General features: G+C 63.3%; 16 protein-coding genes. 5 read left to right on the top strand and 11 right to left on the bottom strand.

The features are described 5' to 3' along the window. Positions 1-2 precede the first annotated feature (2 nt). A complete protein-coding gene (locus tag ACZYY4_RS15055) occupies positions 3-1694 on the top strand; it encodes an alpha/beta hydrolase (protein ID WP_463810793.1) in 1692 nt (563 codons plus the stop codon). Positions 1695-1699: 5 nt separating this feature from the next. Beyond that, entirely contained in the window at positions 1700-2347 is a 648-nt protein-coding gene (locus tag ACZYY4_RS15050; protein WP_463810792.1) for a hypothetical protein, read from the top strand. Between the two features lie 269 nt (positions 2348-2616). Here the strand turns inward: ACZYY4_RS15050 and ACZYY4_RS15045 are convergent, their stop codons facing one another. From ACZYY4_RS15045 to ACZYY4_RS15015, 7 genes are all read right to left on the bottom strand, one after another. Then, positions 2617-2871 carry a hypothetical protein gene (locus tag ACZYY4_RS15045; RefSeq protein ID WP_463810791.1) on the bottom strand — a complete coding sequence of 85 codons (255 nt, stop codon included), beginning with the start codon at positions 2869-2871 and terminating at the stop codon, positions 2617-2619. Positions 2872-2907: 36 nt separating this feature from the next. Continuing rightward, entirely contained in the window at positions 2908-3489 is a 582-nt protein-coding gene (locus tag ACZYY4_RS15040) for a hypothetical protein (RefSeq protein WP_463810790.1), read from the bottom strand. Next, positions 3476-4864 carry a hypothetical protein gene (locus ACZYY4_RS15035; RefSeq protein ID WP_463810789.1) on the bottom strand — a complete coding sequence of 463 codons (1389 nt, stop codon included), beginning with the start codon at positions 4862-4864 and terminating at the stop codon, positions 3476-3478. Before ACZYY4_RS15035 ends, ACZYY4_RS15040 begins: the two co-directional genes overlap by 14 nt. A gap of 1001 nt (positions 4865-5865) precedes the next feature. Then, complete coding sequence (locus tag ACZYY4_RS15030) at positions 5866-6300, bottom strand: hypothetical protein (RefSeq protein WP_463810787.1); 435 nt, start codon at positions 6298-6300, stop codon at positions 5866-5868. A 107-nt stretch (positions 6301-6407) separates the two neighbouring features. Further along, entirely contained in the window at positions 6408-6698 is a 291-nt protein-coding gene (locus ACZYY4_RS15025) for a hypothetical protein (RefSeq protein WP_463810786.1), read from the bottom strand. Between the two features lie 310 nt (positions 6699-7008). Next, positions 7009-7491 (bottom strand): hypothetical protein, encoded by a 483-nt coding sequence (locus ACZYY4_RS15020; RefSeq protein WP_463810785.1) that lies wholly within the window; start codon positions 7489-7491, stop codon positions 7009-7011. After that, positions 7488-8102, bottom strand: a complete 615-nt coding sequence (locus tag ACZYY4_RS15015; RefSeq protein WP_463810784.1) for a uracil-DNA glycosylase family protein — start codon at positions 8100-8102, stop codon at positions 7488-7490. Before ACZYY4_RS15015 ends, ACZYY4_RS15020 begins: the two co-directional genes overlap by 4 nt. Before the next feature lie 907 nt (positions 8103-9009). On the opposite strand from ACZYY4_RS15015, the gene ACZYY4_RS15010 reads away from it, so the two are divergent. Beyond that, positions 9010-9504, top strand: a complete 495-nt coding sequence (locus ACZYY4_RS15010) for a septation ring formation regulator EzrA (RefSeq protein ID WP_463810783.1) — start codon at positions 9010-9012, stop codon at positions 9502-9504. A 217-nt stretch (positions 9505-9721) separates the two neighbouring features. On the opposite strand, the gene ACZYY4_RS15005 is transcribed toward ACZYY4_RS15010, so the two are convergent. Genes ACZYY4_RS15005 through ACZYY4_RS14990 form a run of 4 tightly spaced genes read right to left on the bottom strand, consistent with a single transcriptional unit; the run spans position 9722 to position 15622 of the window. Next, positions 9722-11053 carry an ApeA N-terminal domain 1-containing protein gene (locus tag ACZYY4_RS15005; RefSeq protein ID WP_463810782.1) on the bottom strand — a complete coding sequence of 444 codons (1332 nt, stop codon included), beginning with the start codon at positions 11051-11053 and terminating at the stop codon, positions 9722-9724. 59 nt (positions 11054-11112) lie between these two features. Then, entirely contained in the window at positions 11113-12342 is a 1230-nt protein-coding gene (locus ACZYY4_RS15000; RefSeq protein ID WP_463810781.1) for a hypothetical protein, read from the bottom strand. 50 nt (positions 12343-12392) lie between these two features. Next, complete coding sequence (locus ACZYY4_RS14995) at positions 12393-15257, bottom strand: DNA methyltransferase (protein ID WP_463810780.1); 2865 nt, start codon at positions 15255-15257, stop codon at positions 12393-12395. Next, a complete protein-coding gene (locus ACZYY4_RS14990) occupies positions 15254-15622 on the bottom strand; it encodes a recombinase family protein (RefSeq protein WP_463810779.1) in 369 nt (122 codons plus the stop codon). The genes ACZYY4_RS14995 and ACZYY4_RS14990 overlap by 4 nt, the downstream gene beginning before the upstream one ends. Before the next feature lie 1890 nt (positions 15623-17512). On the opposite strand from ACZYY4_RS14990, the gene ACZYY4_RS14985 reads away from it, so the two are divergent. Both ACZYY4_RS14985 and ACZYY4_RS14980 read left to right on the top strand, forming a co-directional pair. Continuing rightward, positions 17513-18613: a DUF2971 domain-containing protein gene (locus ACZYY4_RS14985; protein ID WP_463810778.1), complete on the top strand. Its 1101-nt coding sequence runs from the start codon at positions 17513-17515 to the stop codon at positions 18611-18613. A 171-nt stretch (positions 18614-18784) separates the two neighbouring features. After that, entirely contained in the window at positions 18785-20608 is a 1824-nt protein-coding gene (locus tag ACZYY4_RS14980; protein ID WP_463810777.1) for a DUF262 domain-containing protein, read from the top strand. Positions 20609-20881: the final 273 nt, after the last annotated feature.

Genomic DNA, 20881 nt, shown 5'->3' with positions numbered 1-20881 from the left:
CGATGTCTGGTCTACCGACTCTGTCCGAGGTCCGCGCTGCCAGCTGGGATCACCTGCGGGCCAGCGCAGCCGCCTGGCGAAACCTCGGCCGCACGTGGGAGTCCGCATTCACCGAGCTGCACCAATCCTCCCTGCGCCCCGGCGGGACCGATTGGACCGGTGCAGGTGCCGAAGCCTTCCAGGACCGCGCCTACCTCGACCTGGTGAAAATCCGCACGCCCGTTGATACCACCGACACCCTCGCGGGGATCGCCGAGCGCGGTGCCGATGCCCAGGACGGCACCAAGAGTTCGGTGCTCGACACCGTGGACGAAATCGAGAACGACAACTTCAGGGTCGGTGAAGACTGGTCCGTCACCGACCGGATCACCTGGTACAGCTCCGCCGCCGAGCTGGAACAGCGTGAACTGGAAGCCGAGGGCCACCGCAGCTACCTCATGTCCAAGGTCTACAAGCTCGCCGGCGACGAGGACGACCTCTCCCGCAGCCTCACCACAGCCAGCGCGGGGTTGCACGAGTTCGGCTTCGGCGACGAGGGCGCCGACGGCGGTGCAGGTGGTGTTGGCGTGCGGGGGCCGGGACTTCCGCCGGATGATCCGCAGCAGTTCACGCAGTGGTGGACTCACTTGTCAGAGGCCCAGAAAGATGCCGTCTACGACCGCGACCACTTCATCGGGAACCACCCGGGGATGCCGTTCGCAGACAAGACCCACTACAACAACGAACGTCATCTGCCCGAGCTGATGGCCAATGCCCAGTCCAACGTCGATGCGATGCAAGCGCGCTACGACCAACTGGCCCGCCAGGTCTACATGGGCGATCACAGCCCGGAGACAAGCAGCGAGATGGCTGCTCTCGGACCGCAATTACAAGCGGCCAAGCACTCGCTGGCGGAGTACCAGGGCGTGCAAAACGCGATGAAGGCGCCGAAAGATGGCCCGTCTCGCTACCTGGGTTACCTCGATGACAAGGGCCACGCCGCGGTGTCGATCGGCAATCCCGACAAGGCCAGCCACAACGCCGTCCTGGTGCCCGGAACTGGCGACGACCTCACCCACGTCGGCGGCAGTATGACCAGGTCAGCGGCGATGTACGACGCGGCGATGGTTGCAAACCGCGACCTCCACACCGGAGACGTATCGGTGACGACCTGGATGGCGTATGACCGCCCGATGTCTGTACTGGAACAGGCGCCGTGGCCCAGCTACGCCCAGCACGGGGCCGGTGCCCTCGACTCATTCGAGAACGGGATGCGGGCCTCGCACATCGGGGCACCGTCCACCGACACCGTGATCGGGCACAGCTACGGCACCACACTGGTCGGAGCGGCGGCCAGCGACGGGCACCATCTGGCCGCCGACAATGTCATCGCGGTCGCCAGCCCAGGCATGCTGGTAGACCATGCCAGCGACCTGAACATCAACCCTGGGGGCACGGTGTATGCCATGACTGACCCGTTCGATCCGATCAGCCCCGCCAACATCTTCACTTCCCACACCCTCGGCCCCAACCCGATGGGCGCGGATTTCGGAGCAAACAACCTCTTCGCCGGAAGTGGAGTTGGCACAGGACCGGGCGGACTCTTCCCGAGCCTGAAAACCCACGGCAGCTACTGGGATGCGAACACTCCGTCGCTGGCCAACCTGGGCGCGGTGATCGGCGGCGTGCAAGCTCCCTACCCGGTAGGAGGCTAGACATCATGGGCAACGAGTACCGGCGCGGTATTACGCAGCTTCAGCGACTCATGGCACTTGCGCTGCTCGGATTTCTGACAGTTGGCTGCCACACCGAACAGCCGCTGGGTCCGCCTGTCCCCACAGGGGCAACTATTTTGGGAGGTTCCACCATGACATCGGCACCCCCGCCCCCGCCGGGGTGGAAAGCGGCTGTCGTCACGCCGACCAGTCAGCAACAAGCCCAGGACACGGTGCTCGCATACCTCAAAAAGACACTTACCGCCCTACCTCCTGGAATCGCCTTCGACGCGAGTCGATACAGCGGCGGCACCACCGCGGTGCCATGCAACGATTCACCCCTCAACACCAACCCGCCAGTCGAGTTCACGGCAACCGGCGACCTGACTGTGCCCTCAGAGGTCGACGCCGAAAAGCTCATCACCCAGACAGGTGACATCTGGAAGAGCTGGGGCTGGTGGGTCTTCGAGCGCGACGATTTCCGTAAACCCAACAGGTTCGGTTATTCGCCGGATGGCTACACCTTCCAGATCAGGGCGTCCAACCCGCCGGGATACCCGCCCAGCGTTATTGGGACTTCGCCGTGTTTCCCGCACGACATTGCACGTGACGACATTCCGTTCCCGAGGACGATCACAGCTGGAGTCGGGTGACGGGGTGCCGACGTCCTCGCGGGTTCCCGCTGTCCCCCAACGGGTCCGATGGCTGCCGCAGGCATGAGAGCAGTACGTGTCCTCGCCCCGGTGGACACACGCGCGATGACATCCCCGCGCCGAGTGTGATCAAGCAAACCGCCACGGGCTCCTGATCCACGAGATGATCTCGCGCGTCCTCGCGTCCGTGGTTACCGCCGGGTGGCATCGAGAACAGTCCGTGACCGATGAATCATGCCCGCGGCGGCATGGGTCCGGCCACATCCCGACTAGCAGGGCCTGGCCGGTACTGCGGCAGCGGTGTCGAGCTGCGCGCAGTAGTCATGAGCGCGGGCGATCAGCTCGGCGACGAACGGCGCGAGCAGCTCGGCGATCTTGACACCGTGGTCTTCGGCGTACCGGACCAGCGCCGCGTGATCCTGCTCGGTGACGCGTTTCGCCACCAACTTGGGCGACGCCCGGTTCTCCCGGTGCCGCCAGTTCCCTCGCCGGCGCGCCGGTGCCGGTTCGGTCGTCTGCGCCATCGCTGCTCCCTCGCTGACATGCTATTTACGTGGCCGTTACGGCGCCGGACACTGGCCCGACACCCAAAACAGCAGCACGCGGAGATGACTGCATACGGCCTCCATGGCCGTGGTGTTGGACTCCGATGCCGCCCAAAGCGCCTGATCGCACCACTCTCGCGCACGCTCCAGCTGGGCCAGGATGCCCGGATGCAGCTCGCCTTGCAGTTCACCCGGGCGCGCCCGTGGAGTAGGAGCCAAGTGCAGCGAGGCGAAGGAGTCGGCGGCCACGCGTGCCTCAGCAATTTCCCGTTGCCGCAGTGCCATTTCATCTGTGCCCGGATCGCAGTATCCCGCTGCCGCTTCAACATCCGCGGCCCTGACCCGCACGGCCTGCTGCCGGATGTGGTCTCCGATCCACGCGGCGTAGGCCGCAGCCGCCACCAGCTCGCCGCGATCCCCTTGAGCATGCAGCGCCGCCGCTACCCGTCGCTCCGAAGCGGCCGTGCTCGCCGCCAGCTCAAGCTCCACGTCTAGACCGCGAGTCATCTGCAGAAACGTCGACGCACATTCGGTCAACAGGTCCGCCGCAAACAGCGCGTGCGGCTCCGAGAACGTTATCGCGTCAGACACCGACACCGACCCCCTTTTGCTCGCCCAGGTGGTGCTCCATTGCAGCGAGCGTGGAGACCACCAGGGAACCGAAACCGGCAGTGATCGCGCAATACACGACTTCAGCAAGCCGAGCCGGGCGAGTCTTCCAGCACCGGACAAGCTCGATCATCCGCCCGGCCCGGTAGTAGTGCTGGTACCACAGGATCGCCGCCCGAGCCGCGTCCGAGCCGTCGTTGTCCCGAGGCGCGTGGGTATCGGGCCACAGGGCAGCACCGTTGTCCCGCTGCTCTGCAGCACGGTCGTAGGCCGCCCACCCCTCCGCATCGGCCGTACCGTCGTTGACCGCCTGGAGTATGTCAGCGTCAGCGGCTTGCACCAGTGCCGAGCCGGTGCCGTCGGGCTTGGCGGCCTCCTTGAAGACTGTGCCGGTCAGCGTGGCCGCTGCCCAAGCCGAGACATCGCCACCGCGATCCAGCGCGTCTACCCGCTGAGCCAGGCCCTGATCGAGCACCGCCAGCCGGTGCCGATACCCGCCATCGAGTCGTGGTACCCGACTGAGCATCCCAAGAACATCCCTGTGCTGCATCGGCATGAAATCCCCACCGCACCCAGGCGGCTCCGGCCACAACTCGGTGGTCACCATGGCCGAGACAGAGACGCCCGCAATCAATTTACGAAGTCGAGCGAAATGGTCCGCCAGAATCTTCGACGGCCGCTGACAGCCCATCCAATCCGCAGCCCAACCGATCGGCAGCGCCGGATCACTCACCGCCAGGTGTGCGGTAGTCGGCAGGAACACCTTGGACGGCAGATACCCGCCACCGCCCATGTTGTTGGCCACCATGATCTGAGACCCGTAGGGCGACCGCAGGACCGCGACCGCCCACACCACCAGCATCTCCGAGGCCTCACTGCCCCGCACCAGGCCAGCGAGCACCAGCTGGGCCGTCACGACATCCGGGTTCGTGTCCTCCGTCGCGCCGGCCGCCGACGCCATCGCCGCTGACGTCCCTGAGCCACCAGCCATCACCGGCGTTGGACCACCACCAGGAGCAGACCCCGGCCCGCCAGCCGGACCCGCGCCAAGCCCGCCACCGCCGGCCGGACCCGTTGCCGCACCAGCTGGCACACCCGCCCCGGGCGGACTGTAGGGCGCTAGCGGCTGCCCGGCGGCCACCGCTCCGGCCGGGGGCATCATCCCGCCGCCAGCCATACCCCCGGGAGCGCCAAAGCCGCCCCCACCACCGGCCGCGCCCGCCGGTTGCGAGGCGCCCGGAACCATCGGGGGCACACCGGCCGGGCCGCCGGTGCCAGTCGTCTGCGGTGCGGCGACCATCGGCTGCTGCGACGAGAACGGTGCCAGCGGCTGCTGTGACATCGCCGGGGAAGGCGAGACCATTCCACCAGACGAACCCATACCCGAGGCCAAGCCCGACTGGAATCCGGCGCCAGCGTCAGCTAACGGCGACGGCATCGAAGACCCGAACGAGGAACCGGCAGAAGCCGGTGACGTGCTCGCCGACCCGAGACCCGAGCTCAGCGAGCCAGGATTCAACCCCGATCCCATGCCGGAGCTCAGGCCACCAGGCCCTCCCGAGCCCAGGCCAGACCCGAGACCAGCTGGCATGCCCCCGCCGCTACCACTCGCGGGCCGCGCCTGCGTAGGCGTCACCGGCATACCGGGCTGAGTCAGCGCCGTGTCGGATTTGATCTCGCGTGGCTGCGCATCCCCATTCGTCGCCGCGGCGTCGACCTTGATGTCCCGCCTGCTGTCGCCAGACTCCTCGGCGGGCTCACCCGCAGCATCTTCCTTGCCAGCCTCTCCGCAGTCGTCGGATTGCTTTCCGTGCTTCCGCGACGTGTCTGATCCGCCAATGCTTGTGTCTGTGCTGGGTCGCCGTGGAGCGGGTGCAGTCGAAAAGCTCACTGCGGTGATATGGCCGGTTGCAGTCGCACTTCGCTCGGTCACCATCCCGTCAGCCTCGGCGAGGGTCGCTGCCAGAATTCCTTGGGCTGCAGTCGTATTTCCGAGCCGTAGCGCGGCGTTGTACTGCGGCTCCGCCGCCTCAATCAGCAGGTCGAGATCGCACCGCAAGCCGCGCAGTTCGCCCAGCGCATTCTCTACCGCAGTTCGGGCGAGCTCATGATCGGCGGCGTGGGCACACCACCGCGATGCTTGCGCCGTCACCTCGGCGACCTGCGCGTCGCCGGTGCCGCCTTTTAGTGCATCCGCGAGTCGGGGCCGGTAGTGGTGCGCCGCACGGGTTGCCGCCACGCCCAAGGTCGCTGCATGCTGGGCGGCTACGCCGCACTGCTCGTCCAATGCCGTTAGTTCAGTGTCGCTGGGGTACCGGCCCGTCCGGACCGCGGCGGCGAGATCAATAGCGCCGGTATCCATGCTCATCCCCCGTACGCATAACAGCGGTCCCACACTCGGTCGTCCGCCGCGTTGGCCGGTTCAGCCCGAAACCCGTTCGGAGGCTGCACCGCGCCGCGAACCGGCTCATGGCTCAGAGCTGCGCTGTGCTCGCGCATCAGTCGCAGAGACTCCACAACCGCCGCGCGCACCGCCGGATCCGCATTGGCATTGTCGCGCAAGGCGTCCGACACGTAATTGGTCGCAGGGATCATGTCGGCGCTCGCAGTCTGCGGTGCGGGAATTGCGGCGTACGCTGCGGCGAAACGGGTGCAGAGATCGATCGTCTGCGCGCGCACTTCATCCGCAGAAGGCTCGGCGGTGGTCACCGGACCGGGCGAGGCAGGCGGTGGGCTGATGTGTGCACCGAGGAGCCCGCCGGCCAATCCCAGGGCGAACGCAGCCGTGAGGAACGCCACGATCCGTATCGTGCGGCGGTTACCCGCAGAGCGGGGGCCAACGCCGGAGTACTGCGGCAGTGCAACACCAGTAGGTGGAGCCAGCGGCACGCCGGAGCCCGGGTACATCAGACCACTACCGACGCGATGATTCCGGCTGCGCCAGACTCATCTGCCGAACTCAGGGAGCTCCTGGTAACGGCCGCGGCCTGCACTACCTTGCTGGCCAGCGTCGCGCGCTCAGCGGCGTGGGCGGCGAAGTGCGCCTCCCAGGGCTGCATTGCCGCACCTACGGCCGCCACGGCCACACTCGACACCGGCGGAAGAGACGGATAGATGAGCGCGCCGGGCACGTCAGCTCGCCAGCCTGCGACTGCCTCCGGTAGCTCATCCGGCTTTAGCTGGATCACATCGGCCATGTCGTCACCTCGAACTGTTCACGAATTGTGTTATTTGTTCACGGATTGCTTTACTTCTGCCTCGTTTTCACTGCAGTGCAACAACTTTCAGTCTACGATAGCCCACCATCGCATGCGCGAGAAGCGTTTAGGCTGCACCCACTGCGCAGTAGTGGATACCGATTACCAGTGACGGCGTCGCGGCCCAGAATCTCGCAAGCCCCGACACGGTCTTCGAGACGGCTCAACCAGCCCCACGCCCGAGGTGGCGGCGCAGTCAGCGATTGGTGGCGATCAGCTGGCGCGGTCGCGCGGATCTCCGCGCGGTGACTCAGCCGCGCATGTTCGCGAATGGGAGACGTCCGTAATGCGCGCGGAAGGCAGCGAGCATCTTCGTCTCGGCTTGCGCGGCGTCCGCGTCGTCGGTGACTCGCCAGCCGACGAGCAGTTCATCGTGATCGGCGAGCTGCCAGATGCGCCTCCCGCCTGAGTGACCGATCGGCACGCCGGCACCAAACTTGCGAAACTCATCCAGCCGCTTGCGCAGATGACGCTTGCCGTCAGCGCCGAGATTTGCCTTGCCGATGTAGACGATCCGCTCACCGGGCACCCACAGCGCAGCCAGCCCACCGACCGGGACGGTCGGGTCCTTTCCCTTGAAATGCCCCGCAGGCGACACATCGAGGAATCCCGGCGGCTCGTCACTCGGCCGCACGACGACGTAGACGCCAGGCTTGGTCGGCACGTTAGCTTCCGGTAACTGCGCGAAGGGAACCCAGCCCGTGAACCCCTTCAGGTCAATCGGACCAATCATGTCGTTGTGAAGCCCCACTCGATCGCACGAGCCAGTCTGCGCTCGTAGTCTTCGCGGACGTCCGGGGGTCGGGTCATGATGAAGTACGGGTGCTTCGGAAACAACAGATATGCGATGTCAGGCGGGTCAGCGCGACGTGGGCGCGGCACTCGAAACGGCCAGGTCAGTTGTCGCGCTTCGGGGTAAATCTGCAGCAGCGCTACCCTCGCGAATTTACCGACGCCTATGACCAAACGTGGCCGAACGATGTCACGCAGCTCAGCACGCAGGAACGGCAAGCAGTTCGCACTCTCGTGCGGGTACGGATCACGATCATCCGGTGGGTGACAGTGGATTGAGTTCGTGATGAACAGATCGGTCTTGTCGACCCCGGCTCGCTTGAAGCAGCGCTCGAGGACGCGCCCACTACCACGATAGAAAGGCTCTTGCTTCTCCATGCAGGCGCGGCACAGCGCCTCACCAACTATCGCAACATGCGAGTCGATTGAGCCGAACCCGGGTGCTGATTCGGTCGCGCCAGGCTCATTCAATCGGTCGGGGTGAACACACTTGCGGCACGCTTTGATCTTGCGGTCGAGAGCGGCCTTCCGCAGCTGACGGGAATCAGTCATCACGACAGTGTGCCTCGCGTCGGCCACCAGTGATGTGCCAACGTTCGAACGTCCGGCGCGCGGGTTTGTCGGCGGCGTCAACACAGAATCCGGGATGCCCAACCGCCCGCTTGGGTCGTACAGTCGCTCGTGCTGCGGTGGGTTCATCGTGGGCAACGTCCAGCTGGGTTCTTCGTCGCGCCGGATGTGCATCACCGGGGTCAATTCGCGACGCCCAATGCCAACGCCACAGCGCTGGTGCACCGTCGCCGCCCGTGGTGCCAGTTCGAAAACAGTCCGCCGGATGCGACCCAGCCGCCGTAGTTCCGGTGATCGGCGCTGGGCGCGGCCTCCGCAATCGCTGCAGCGATCCAAACAGTGGCGTCAACCGAACAACTCGATTTCGCACACCGACGATCACCGCCTGGAGCCCGTCGCGACTACACACGCGCCTGGGAAGATCAACACCGTCGCACTGCCGGCCGTCGGCCACAACGCTCAGGCGCCGTCGTCTCTACTTCCACGCCTTCTTGCCTCTGGCCTTCGCACCACTCATTGTCAGGGTTTCCGCTGTTGGCCAATCCCTAGTTGCCCTTCGACGGCCACCCCTGCCAGTTTGGCCAGCCCACCAACTCCCCTGTTCAGCAACACCTGGTCGTTAGATTCCTGCTCGCACCACACACCTCATGCACTTAGGTCACAGACAGATAACATTCCGTCCTGGTCGTTATTGTGAGACGCTGGATCAGTGACTGACAGCAGTGCCCTCACCGGTGCGCGGATCGACGCGGTCCGCACATGTCCACGGTGTGGAGCCGAGTTCGACATGCCCCCTCGAAACCGCGGCAGACGGCCGGTCTGGTGTTCATCAAGGTGCCGCCGGCTGGCCTCTGCTGAACGTGTTGCGGCGCAGAATGCCGGTGCGGCGGTGCGCGTTGTCGAGGTCCCCCGCGCGCACCGCCCTGATGCCGACGCGCGGTTGCCGGTCCCGTCGATGGACGTACTGGCCCGATTGTTTTTGAGTTCGGAGTTCCAGTGCCGCCAGCTCTTGGAAAGCCTGGTGATCAGATACACCGCGGACAAGCTCGGCGATGAGTTGCGTGCGGCGGTCGATCGGCTCGCCACGACGGCGCACCGACAACAGGCCCTGGCCGACGACCCCGCTTATCGGCAAGCCGTTGAGGACGTCCAGCAACTACGCCAACGACTGGCCTTCGACGCACATTGCAGCGATGCGCGCGAGGTGGAAATCGTCAACCTGCGCAGCGAACTGCGTCGGAAAGACGGCGAGATTGAAGACTTGCATGAGGCGCTTGCCCGGGCGCGAACAGAGGGCGACCGGTCGCCACAGCTTGCTTCGCCAGCGTTGAGTCGTCAGCAACGGCGGGCTGTTGAACGGGCTTCTCGCAAGGCTCAACTCTGAGTGCGACGATCGGCACAACCCCGCGCACATCCTGACCCCAGGCCGCTGGGCGCACTTGCGTTTACGATGCCCGCGAGGAGCGCGAGGGACGAAAACAGCCCTCATACGCTCCAAGACGGTGGGCACCGGGGATGGCGACCGTACGCACCTCGATGAGACAACCGATTCACGGAACCGAAGCCGCAACCGATGACCGTGACTCTGACGTGTCCTTGCTCTACGAGAGCCGCGCATACCCGTCGATCGTCGCGGGATCAACGCCGAACTCCTGCGCCAGCCACATCCGCAACAGCAGCGCTCCGGACCTTGCCGCGATCGCACCGCGCACCCCGTCGGGCAACGGGTGATCAGCGTGCTTAGATTGCCGGTACACCTCGCTGAAGTCAGCCGACCACGCTGCGTAGTCGTCGTGTGCGGGCACCCCGTTTTCGATACTCCCTTTGATCACCGGTGCCGGGTCACAGCGGAGCGTCTGTCCGATCAGCTCCAGATACTCGGGAAACGGGCGACTTCCGCTCGGCTGGATGCGTCCCCGCCGGACCGCGATCTTGTGTCCGAGGGCTTCGAGCGCCACGGCGATCTGAATAACCTGGACTTCGACGGACCTACCGTGATCGAAGGTCCAGACGACCAGCGGACCCACGATACGCGTCCAACCGGATGACTTTTCAGCCCACCGACGAATCCCGTCCACCCCGATGTCGCCCAAGTAGAACAGGGGGTGCTCGTTGGGAAGCTCCATCGGGTCCGATGCACTGCCGCGTCCGCACCATGCGGAAATGGCTCCGCGCCAGTGGTCCCCAACGACCGAGCCGGTGCGTGCACCGCGTTTCGGTTTCGTGGTGGATGACACCGAGATCAGTTGTTGACCACATGGTCGTCCATACGCGATGACCAGCAACTCTTGGACCTTGCGATGAGTCTCCAAATGCTCGTTCAAGTGCACCGGATCACCCTGTACTCGGGTCTCGACGAACATTCGCTCGATGATCTCGTGTCGCGCTACGGAGGAATTCCGCGAGGAGTGGGTGCTGAAATATGGTACGAACCGTAAACCGTTACTCGTCCCGATTTCCTTGGGAGCACCTGCTTTTGCTTCGTAAGTCACGCCTGTCAAGAGGTTGTTGTCGTCGCTGTAATGAATTGTAGAGACGACCGGCGTGATGATCGTCTCCCACGCTGCCAGGCCCGCGATCTCGGTACGTACGTTGTTGACCAAGGCGAAGTCACGGCCGCGATGGCGCAGCTCGATGGCATGGTTCGCCTGGACCTCAACCCAGCTCGGCAGCAAACTTCTACGACTGGATTGACGCAACCTACAGCCGTCGAGACCAACCTGCCCGTCACGATCTACGAAGATCAATTGCTCGGCTACCGAACTCGGTGGCATCACAAGCTGCGGTGGACTGCTCTCATCATCAGGCATGTACTCAAGAACGATTCGCCCTCTGGTGGCTTGCAGTCGCCCGCTACCGATCTGATCTCCGGACGCAGCGTCGCACACCCGACCGAGTCGATCTGTAAGGTCGTGGAAATCTTTGTCGGTCACACTTGTTCCAGTCGGTTTGGGCAACTGTGGTGCCAAGGTGGCGAGGTTAGTGACACCGCCTAATCCCCGTCTTCCGAGCGGAACAGCACTCCCGCCGCGTCAAGGGTCGAAAGCTCCTCTGTGGGCACTGTGTCAGTGGGTCCTATGAAAGGCGTGCCGTACCCCTTCGCGACCGCAAGCCAGGTGACACCGACTGGTTCATCTGTTGGGGAGAGGAGGACCACGTCCTCGCAGCCATCGCTGGCCCACTCGAACGCTTCGCCCGGCGGCAACTCAGGCAGGGTGATCCTGACCTCCAGCCCTGAGTCCTTGTTCTGGCACTCAATCGGATAACCGCGAAGCTTGAGGTTGCCGAAGCTCGGCGGATCGTAAATAGACTGGGGGCGTTCGTAATCGGGGTCGAGCAATTTCTCGTACTCGAAGTCCTCGATTTGTAGCTTCTCAGCACCGTGCGCACCGACGAACGTGATAACCACCCGCAGTTCATGCAGGAAGGACTCGGCGGTGTTCGTGATCGTGAAATGTAGCGCGGGGCGTGTCAGGCCGATCACGTAATCCCGGATTCGTCCCCACTCTCTCTCGACCAGGTTGCGCCGCTCGACGATCAACTGCTCCACCTCATCCGGGGATGGCGGACGCGGCGGCGGGTCGTTGCCCATGATGCGTGTCAACATGGTCGAGTGCGACTGTTGCCCCGGTCGCGCAGTACGCCGGCTGGCGGCAGCTTGGCGGTCACGCTCGTCCGCGGAGGCCAGAAGTACCTCGCGGAGTTCGTCTCCATGGACGGGGAGGTAGCCGATCCCAGATACTTCGAGGCGGAGGTTGAGGGGAACCGGACCGGGGTCGATGCCGAGAAACTGCTGGCGAACGCCCGCCATGCGCGGTTGGTCGAGAACCGCGGCGATCCGCTCCATGTGGACGATCAGCACCTCGAAGCCAGGGACAAGTCCGCGGAGCGTATCTCGTTGACCTAGCGTGATTTCCTGGTTAGTGACAAACGCGACCCCGGCCGGGTTGTGCTTCTTCGCCGACTCGATGTCGGCGGTGAACTTGGCCTTGGTCTCCGAGAACAGCTTTGTCCCGTGAGGGAAATGGACAGCCATCACCCACAGTTCACTGTCTCGCGTGAACACCGCGTCGCGTCCCCCGTCTGGACCGCCGTACGGATGCGACGGGTCGGGGTCTTCGAACCCCGACGCCAGCAAAACCTGGGCGGCGAGGCGTTCGGCTGCGCCGGCATCCCCGCTCCAGAAGATCAGACGGTACTGGGTCTCGTCAGGTCGAGCCACTATTAGTGGTTCCCATCATGGTGCGCGATCTGGGTATTGAAGCATCGGGACTACGACCCGGCATCCTGCACGAGGTTCAGATAAAGCGGGAACAAAAGCTCCAGTCGCTGCCGCTCCGAAGTGAGCCGCCGGGAAGCGCCGAATGCCTTGTCTACCGCCCGGTCCAGATCGTTATGAGCCTTCACCAGAGCCGGGTCCATCGCGCCCGGTTTGTAGTGGTCTGCGAGGCTGCGCTCTGGGTGCAACTCCCTGGCGGCGAGTACATCTTTTCCCGACTTGATGATTCGGCTTCTGACCGCTGTGTCAAGGCTCGGTACAGGGAATGTGTTCCACACGACCGTGTTGCTGAATGAAAGGTCGGACTTGAGGCGTCCCCCGACCGCCCGCTGCCAGGTGATGAACATCGAGGAGGACAGCAGGGCGAACTGTAATCCGTCGAGGTCAGCCGCCGTATAGACCTTGTTCCCGGCAATGATGTCCGGGGAAAGATAGGCGACCGTATAGTACGCGCGGGTCTGGGAGACGACTGCCGGGATGCCCACGTAGTCGCTTTCGGGCTGATGGTTCTCCTGGAACAGGTGAGATGTAGTGGCACTGCGTCGCGTCGCTTCTTTTCTGCTCGCTTCGCGTGATGCACGTACCGCCGTCACCCGAGTCTTCAAGACTTCAGACTTGGTGATGTCCTGCGGGTCGAATTCATCGGTCGCCAACCACAAGCACCAGCGGTCGAGACGGTTGATCAGCTCCTCGCCCATGCGGAAGGGCTTGAGGTATTTCTTGGCGATTGGATCGGATGCGACCGCTGCGTAGTCCTCTGCCTCGACGATCAAACCCATGCCGACCGGCTTAGACCCGAAACTTGCTTCGGCAATGGCTGGAGACAGGGGTGCCATGGACTTCCGGACAAGCACCCAAGGCCCGTCAACTAGGTAGGCGTTGATCCCGGTGCTGACCGGTAGCGGCACCGGATCACCGTTGACGTCCGGGTAGTCCCACAGCAACTGCTTCACAGCGGCGTCTCGTGTCAAACCCACGATGACACAGTGAACCGCTGCCTTCCCGGGAGCCTCGGAGTCCCACGCGAAGGTGCGATGGGCGAATTTGATACACCAACCTTCTCGCGTCAGTGGTCCGAACAATGCGGGGACGGGCTGTCCCTGAGTGACTGAATTGGTCGTCACGTATGCGAACTCGCCAGCGCGGCCATCTGCGTAGAAATTCATCGCCTGGGCATGCCACGCTGTGACGTAGTCGAGATAGCCGTCGTAGTCATCTCCCCACACGGCTCTCATGTCCGCGGTCTGCTCAGCTCGTTTTGTGTACTGCCCCACGAACGGTGGATTGCCGAAGATGTAGGTGGTGCCGCCCGCCGCCGGGATCACGGTCTTCCATTCGAGCTGTAACGCATTGGTGTGGTGAATGTGGGCTGTGATCTTGATCGGGAGTCGGCCAGGAGCCTGTCCGATGGCAGCCGCAAGTTCCCGGTTGGCGTGGTGGTCCACCAGGAACATCGCGGTCTCGGCAATCTTGGCGGGCCACCAATGGATTTCGATGCCGTGAAACTGGCCGATGGTTAGCTTGGTCTCCAGCGTCGCGTCAAGCGAAGCTCCGTGCTCGCCTTCACGCTTACGAATTTCCACAATGATGTCGGTTTCGATCCGGCGTAACTCCCGGTAGGCGACGACGAGGAAGTTGCCGCAGCCGCAGGCAGGGTCGAGGAAAATCTGTGTGGCGAGGCTGTCTCGAAACTCCCGCAGCGCTTTGACCGTGGTGGAGGCATTGCGGATCAGCCGGTCAGCCTCGGCGCGTAGGCCGTCGAGGAACAGCGGTCCGATGGTCTTGAGGATGTTCTTCTCGGAGGTGTAGTGCTCCCCAGCGGCGCGGCGGGCCTCCTTGGATTTCACCAGCTGGAACATCGACCCGAACACCGCGGGACTGATGCGGGTCCACCGGAACCGGCAGGCGTCCAGCAGGGCCTCGCGCATCTCGGCGTCGAAGTATTCGGTCGGGTTGTAATCGGTGAACAGGCTTCCGTTGACATACGGGAAGCGCGCGATCATGTCCGGGGTGTGAGGAGACCGCCTGTCCTCCTCGGTGTTGAGAGTGTCGAAGAGGGTATGGAGCTGCCCACCGAGGTCGCTGCCGTCCTCGCGCGTGTAGTTCAAGATGAATTCGTAGAACAGGTCTTCGCGCCAGAGTCCGGCGTCGTCTCCATAGAGCAGGAACAGCACTCGGGTGAGGAATACCGACGCTTGCTGCACCTTGGGGTCTTCTTCTCCCGGGTCGTCTGCGGCCTCCTCTCCTACCGGGTCGTCGGCGCTGGTGCCGGTCATTGCTTCATAGAGCCGAGCCATGATCTTCGCCGCGTCGATGGAGGCGTCTCTCTCCTCCTGCGGAGTGACGACCTCCTTCCCGGCGAGAAAGATCAGCTGGTCAACGTGATCGGCGAGTTCGCCCAGCGGGATGGTGATATCGAACCCGCCGGGGGTCTGCTGCACCACGCGGACCCGCTCGAAGTCGGTGACGATGACGAATTTCGGCCACTCGTGCTGAGCGATACTGCCGCCCTTGAGGTAGTCCAGCGCCTGCTCGTAGGCAGCGTCGAGGTCCTTGCCCACCGACTTAGCTTCGCCGAGGAACACCCCGGACTGGAACACGTCGATGCTGCCGCTACCACCGGTCGAGGCACGCACCGCGTCCTTCTCGAACAGGTTGATCCGCTCGGGAATGATGTCGAAGCAGCGCAGCAGTCCAGACCAGAAGGTCTGCGCGTGCGATGACTCGGAGTGTCCCCGCTCGGCGTCGTCCCAGGCATCGATCTTCTCGCGCCAGAGCAGGCTGAATTTATTGAGGTTCTCGCGGAACGTCCCACGAGACAGTAGATTTGGGCCTGCCTGCTGTGTCACTTCGGTCACGCGGCTTCCCGAGCCCGACGCAGTGCTCGGAGCGCCATCGCCCGGCGGTCCGACCTGGAGACGTCCACTTCCTCGCGGAGCGAGGGCGCGGCAACCTTGCGCCCGGAGAGGTCGTGCATTGGCTGGGCGACCTCCCCGATTGACCGGCGCAACTGGTCCACGGCGACGACCACCAGCGTGTCACCGTCACACAACCAGTTCAGGCACTCGATCGAGCCTGGCCGGGCGGACCCAGCGCGGCCCGAGGCGGTGTCGGTGAACGCTTTATCTGGGGTGATGGTCCCCGTGGTGGCGATGGCGTCGCGCCGCTGGTCTACCGGCAGCCCGGTGGTGGATACGAGGAGGTAGGCGGCTGATCTTGGCATATCGCAATGGTAGGTATCACCTCTGACATCTCGCGGGAGCTGAGCCAAGCGCGTCGAGAACGGGAGATGAGAGTGGTGCGAACTGCGCGGCAAACAGCTTGAAATTACCCTCGGGATCGCCCAGTGGTCGACAGACAACTACGAAGACGACGACTGGGACGCGATGTCGCGAGCACACGGAGCTGCGGCCAACGCTGTCGTCCCTGAGCCGGCGGCTACGGATATCACCCTCCGTAGCCCTCACACTCATCACGACCATCAGTCCGCGGCTGTTGACAGGCAACGCCACTCGGCGGCGGGACTGCCATACGTGAGACCGTGCCCGAGCTACCGGGGGGTTGACTCGGTGACGGAGGCCTGACGTGGCAGACGACATTGAGACGGTCGGCGTGGATGAGGATGCCACTCTGGAAGAGCTCGTAGGCGTACACGCGGACACCTGAGCCGATTGTGAGCGGTGAGTGCCTGTGCCCGTGAGCGGCCGCGCCAGGCCACGTCGGCTTGGGTCGGGTACACGATGGCGTGGATCGCGGCCGAGTTTGGGGTGACGCGGCAGGCCATCGAGGGGTTTGTGAAGTAGAAATTGCGTTCGGGGTCGTGAGTCGCCGAGCCGTATAGCAGCCGCCATCTGCGTATGGTGATGCTGGCCCGGATACGGGTGGCTCGCTCCTGAATGCAGTCACGCTGCTGCCGGGGCGGCAAGCCTGGGTCCTGCGGCGACTCGGCGGCGATTTCACGGGTCAGGGCGTCATCGATGGAATTTTTTTGGCGAAAAGTGGCGCTACCGTTGGATTATTCACCCCCGCCGGGGTGAGGATCATGACATGCCTGGACATCAGCCCACCGGCGCGGAGCACAGCTGCCGGCCCAATTCGAGTAGAAATGTCGGTATGTCGGTCGAGTCCTATTGCACGTGTCCAACTCGACGCTCAAAATGAGATCCACGTGACCTGGCGGGCCGGACGATCCGGCACAAAAGGAAACTGACCGACCCGAATATCACGCCGGGCATGGCGTGCGGTGTCGGCCAGCTCCACGGTCCCGATTGCTGGAAAGGAACCTCTTGCACATGATAGATCCGAAGATCCCGAACGAGAAGCCCTACCGGTCGGCGGCGTCGCCATCGCTGCAAGTGGCCATCGCGATAGCCTGTGCTCTCGTCGTCGCCCAGGCCGTTGACTTGGTAACCGCGACGCACGTCTTGCTGGCCTTGCTGACCTTGTTCACGAGCGTGAATCGTGCAGCGGCACTTCCGAATCAGCGGTGTGCCCGCTGCGGTCATCGTCAATGAACCGTCGCCATTCCCGACGGTAGCTGCCCCTTCCACGAACTGGCCTCGCTTATGCGTCCGGTGGTGGGTGTCAAGGGTCGGCCTGTGGTCGCCAACGTGGCGGCCGTGGCCTGACACCCACCACCGGAAGGCCACCACAATGTGTGAGCCAGGAAGCGACGTCGTTACGTAAAGAACCAAATGCATCATTACGCCGAGCGGCCTGGTGATGCCTGATTAGCTATCGTCTGGATGTAGCGGTGATGGATCCGGCGACAGCTGGCAATGTCGACCGGTTAGCGGGGAATTTGGTGCGGCTTGCGCGAGTAACGCGATGCTGCGAGGCGCGCCCCGCAACTACCGTTTTCGGGACAAGGTGAGGCATCGAGGGCGCCCGTAGGACCGGAAGGCGCTATCGATCGGCAGCCGAACGATGCCAGCACTCCTCAAGTCTGGCGACGTTGTCATCGAAGCTGACGTCGTGAGCAACGCCACGGGCCTGGCGTCCTGATACCCAGCCCGCAAGTGCGCTACCGAAGGGGCATCCCGAAGCCAGTGTCATGGGCGTTTGGAAGAATGCCCGTCATGAGCAAGGTCGACTCTTCCGAATTCGAGCTAGCGTGAGCGCTGGCGAAGACCGGGTGGAGGCCGGCGAGTCGATCGCGGGCGAGCAAACGGTCGGAGGAACGCACGGCGAGCCCCTCCCGCTACTGCCGGAAGTCGTCTATCACTACACCACAGCTGCAGGGCTTCTCGGCATCGTAAACAACGATCGCAAGGATGATCAGGTTGCTGACCGCCCACGCCCGCTTGAGTTTTGGGCGTCAGACCTGCTGGATATGAACGACGCCACCGAACTGGCATTCGGACTCGAACTTATGCACCAACGTGCCGCGAAGGAACGTCCCGACAGTTCCCCGTCGAGCACACATCCCCGATTCGATGGAATGCTATCGGTCCTAGACCAGTATCTCGGCGTCCCGGAGTTGGATCAGAACCGAAGCATCGAGCCTCGACCGAGCGTGTGCGGTGCAAGCTTCAGCACTGAGTCCGATGCTCTCAGCCAGTGGGTGCGATACGGCGCGGGTGGAGGATTCGCGATCGGAATCAATGGCAGCCTCCTGCGGGATGTCCCGTATACCATCTCCGACCCCATCAGTTCCGGAGTTGAGGAGTTCCCGTGCTCGTTTGCCGAGATCAAATACGGCGATGAAGCACGCGGCATCATTGACGGCCTGCCGTTTGTCGCGCCGGGGTCGGCCGGCCTACTTGCCGCGGCCTTGGGGGTCGCAGGACTGGTGTCGTTAGCGAAAGCAGTCTGGGATGGAGTACAGGATCCAGAACACAAGCTGAAGCTCCCACGCCATCCTGCTAGCCCGCTCATTGCTGCGGCAACCGTGGCAGCAGCCCAATGCAAGGATGGCGCGTTTTCAGATGAGAAGGAGTGGCGTCTACTTGTCGCGGGCAACAGTGATCAGTTCGCTGACTTCCTACTCCGTGATACGTATCCGCTGAAATTCCGCCTGAAGGGCCACCGCTTGGTGCCGTACAGGTCGGTCATCGTCAAGAACCCCGAAGGGGGCGCACTCATCTCGAAGCTCATCGTCGGCCCAGGCCCCGACCAGGCCCGCGTCGTGCACGCTGTTCAGCGACTCCTCATAGCCAACGGACACGACCCACGAGTCGTACACGCGAGCAAAACGCCGTACCGAGGGTGGTGAGTGGATGGGAACCCTTCCGTCGCCGGAAGCCGTCCGTCGCGTGTACCAATGATTTTCCTCTCCGCTACACCGTGCCACATCTTTAGAGGTGAGACGGGGGAAGCTGATGCTGCGACCCGAGTGGGGAGAAGTCAGCCGCCGTCGTAGCCGAAGCCGGTAGGGTCACGGCGCATGGTCTATCTGCCGCCGATCACCGTTGCGGAGTCGCTGCAACGTATCCAGAGGGGTCAGCTGATCCTCCCGGCCATCCAGCGGGAGTACGTCTGGAAGCCTTCGCAGGTGGTCAGCCTGTTCGACTCCATCATGCGTGGTTACCCGATCGGCAGCTTTCTTTCGTGGCGGGTCGAAGCAGATACCGCCAGGAAGTTCCGCTTCTACGGATTTCTGAAGAACTACAACGAGTTCAACGGACGCCACAGCCCCACGCTCGACATCCCACCAGGCGACGCGGTGACGGCATTGCTCGACGGACAGCAACGACTGACATCGCTGAACATCGGGTTGCGCGGCACCTACGCCTACAAGAGGATGCGCGCGTGGCGGAATAACCCGGAAAACTACCCGACGCGGAAGCTCTATTTGAACGTGCTCCGCGAAGCTGAGGAGAACGAGCCCGGACTGCGCTATGACTTTCGGTTCCTGACCAAGGACCAGCTCGACGCGGTGGACGTTGACGAAGCACGCTACTGGTTCCCGGTCCACCGCGTCTACGAGACTGACGACCTCGGTGATCTGTGGGACCTCGCCGGTGACGCTGGGCTTGCCAATGATCGGTCGGCGCGGAACATGTTGAGCCAGTTGTGGAAGGCCATCCACAGCACTCCGGGCATCCACATTTACGAGGAGACCGATCAGGATGTCGAGCGCGTACTGGACATCTTCATCCGGGTGAACTCAGCGGGGACTGTCCTGTCCTACAGTGACCTGCTTCTTTCCATCGCAACGGCGCAGTGGAAGGAACGTGATGCCCGAAGCGCCATCCACGGACTGATCGATTCCCTCAACTCGACCGGACAGGGCTTCAACTTCAACCAGGACGTCGTGCTGAAATCCGGGCTGGTCCTCGCTGGCATCCAGGATATCGGATTCAAGGTCAAGAACTTCACGGCGGAGAACATGGCGATCCTCGACCGCGAATGGGATGAGATCAGTGATTCGCTCAGAGTCGCTGTTGAACTGCTGAATGACTTCGGGCTTTCGGGTGCCACGCTGTCTGCGGCGAGCGTCCTCATCCCCATTGCCTATTACGTCCACCGACGAGGTTTCACCCAGAAGTACCGGGAGGCGGTAGCCGATACCGCCGACCGCAACGCACTACGTGGCTGGACGCTTCGTTCGCTGATCGTCCAGGGCGTCTGGGGTTCAGGACTCGACTCCCTGCTTCGAGACATCCGCCTGGCGATTAATGAGCACGGAGAAAACGGCTTCCCGGTGGCGGAGATCGAGAAAAAGATGGCCGCACGCGGCAAGTCACTGGTAGTCACCGCTGAACAGATCGAGGACATCCTGATGCTCGGGTACGGGAAGCCGCGTGCCTTCGCCGTGCTGGCGACGGTGTTCTCCTACGTCAACACACGCAATGTCCACCACGTGGACCATGTTTTCCCGCGAGCGCTACTCTCCCGGTCACGCCTGAAGCAGGCCGGCCTCGATGGCGAGTCGATCGACGACATTCAAAGCAAACTGGACCAGCTTCCCAACCTGCAACTACTCGAAGGCCCGGTGAATATTTCCAAGTCGGACAAACCTCCTGCTGACTGGGCGGGGTCTATGTTCACAACGCCGGAGACTTACCAGGCTTACTTGGATCGCAATCACATTCCCTCGCTACCGAAGGACGCGACCGGCTTCGATGACTTCTTCAATGCACGCAGAGCCGCCCTCGCTGAACGAATTACGGCGATCCTCGGCGACGGCATCGCTCTTCGCGGGGAGGACGTCGTCCAACCGAGCGCGATAGCCAGCATTGACGAAGAGCTGGCCGATATCGAGTAGGCGCGTACCGCAGCCGGGAGCGTCAAACCGTCTGACCTAGCGCAGCGCGGCTTTGACTCCATGAGCCGTAATCCCACGCGGACAGAGCAATCCTGGCGCCTCCATGCTGTACCGCAGTCGATACCGCAGCAGTTTCGTTCAGCCTGTGCACCAACCAACGCGGTCAACACCATTTCCGCAGCTAGAACGGACTTGCTCGACCGCACTCGTCTCGGCCCAACACAACAAACGCCCAGTTCAGAGGATTTTAAGTCCGCTGCCTCTGCCAATTGG

The organism is Mycobacterium sp. IDUB_21, from assembly GCF_055419425.1.
This window is presented reverse-complemented; position numbering and strand designations above follow the sequence as displayed.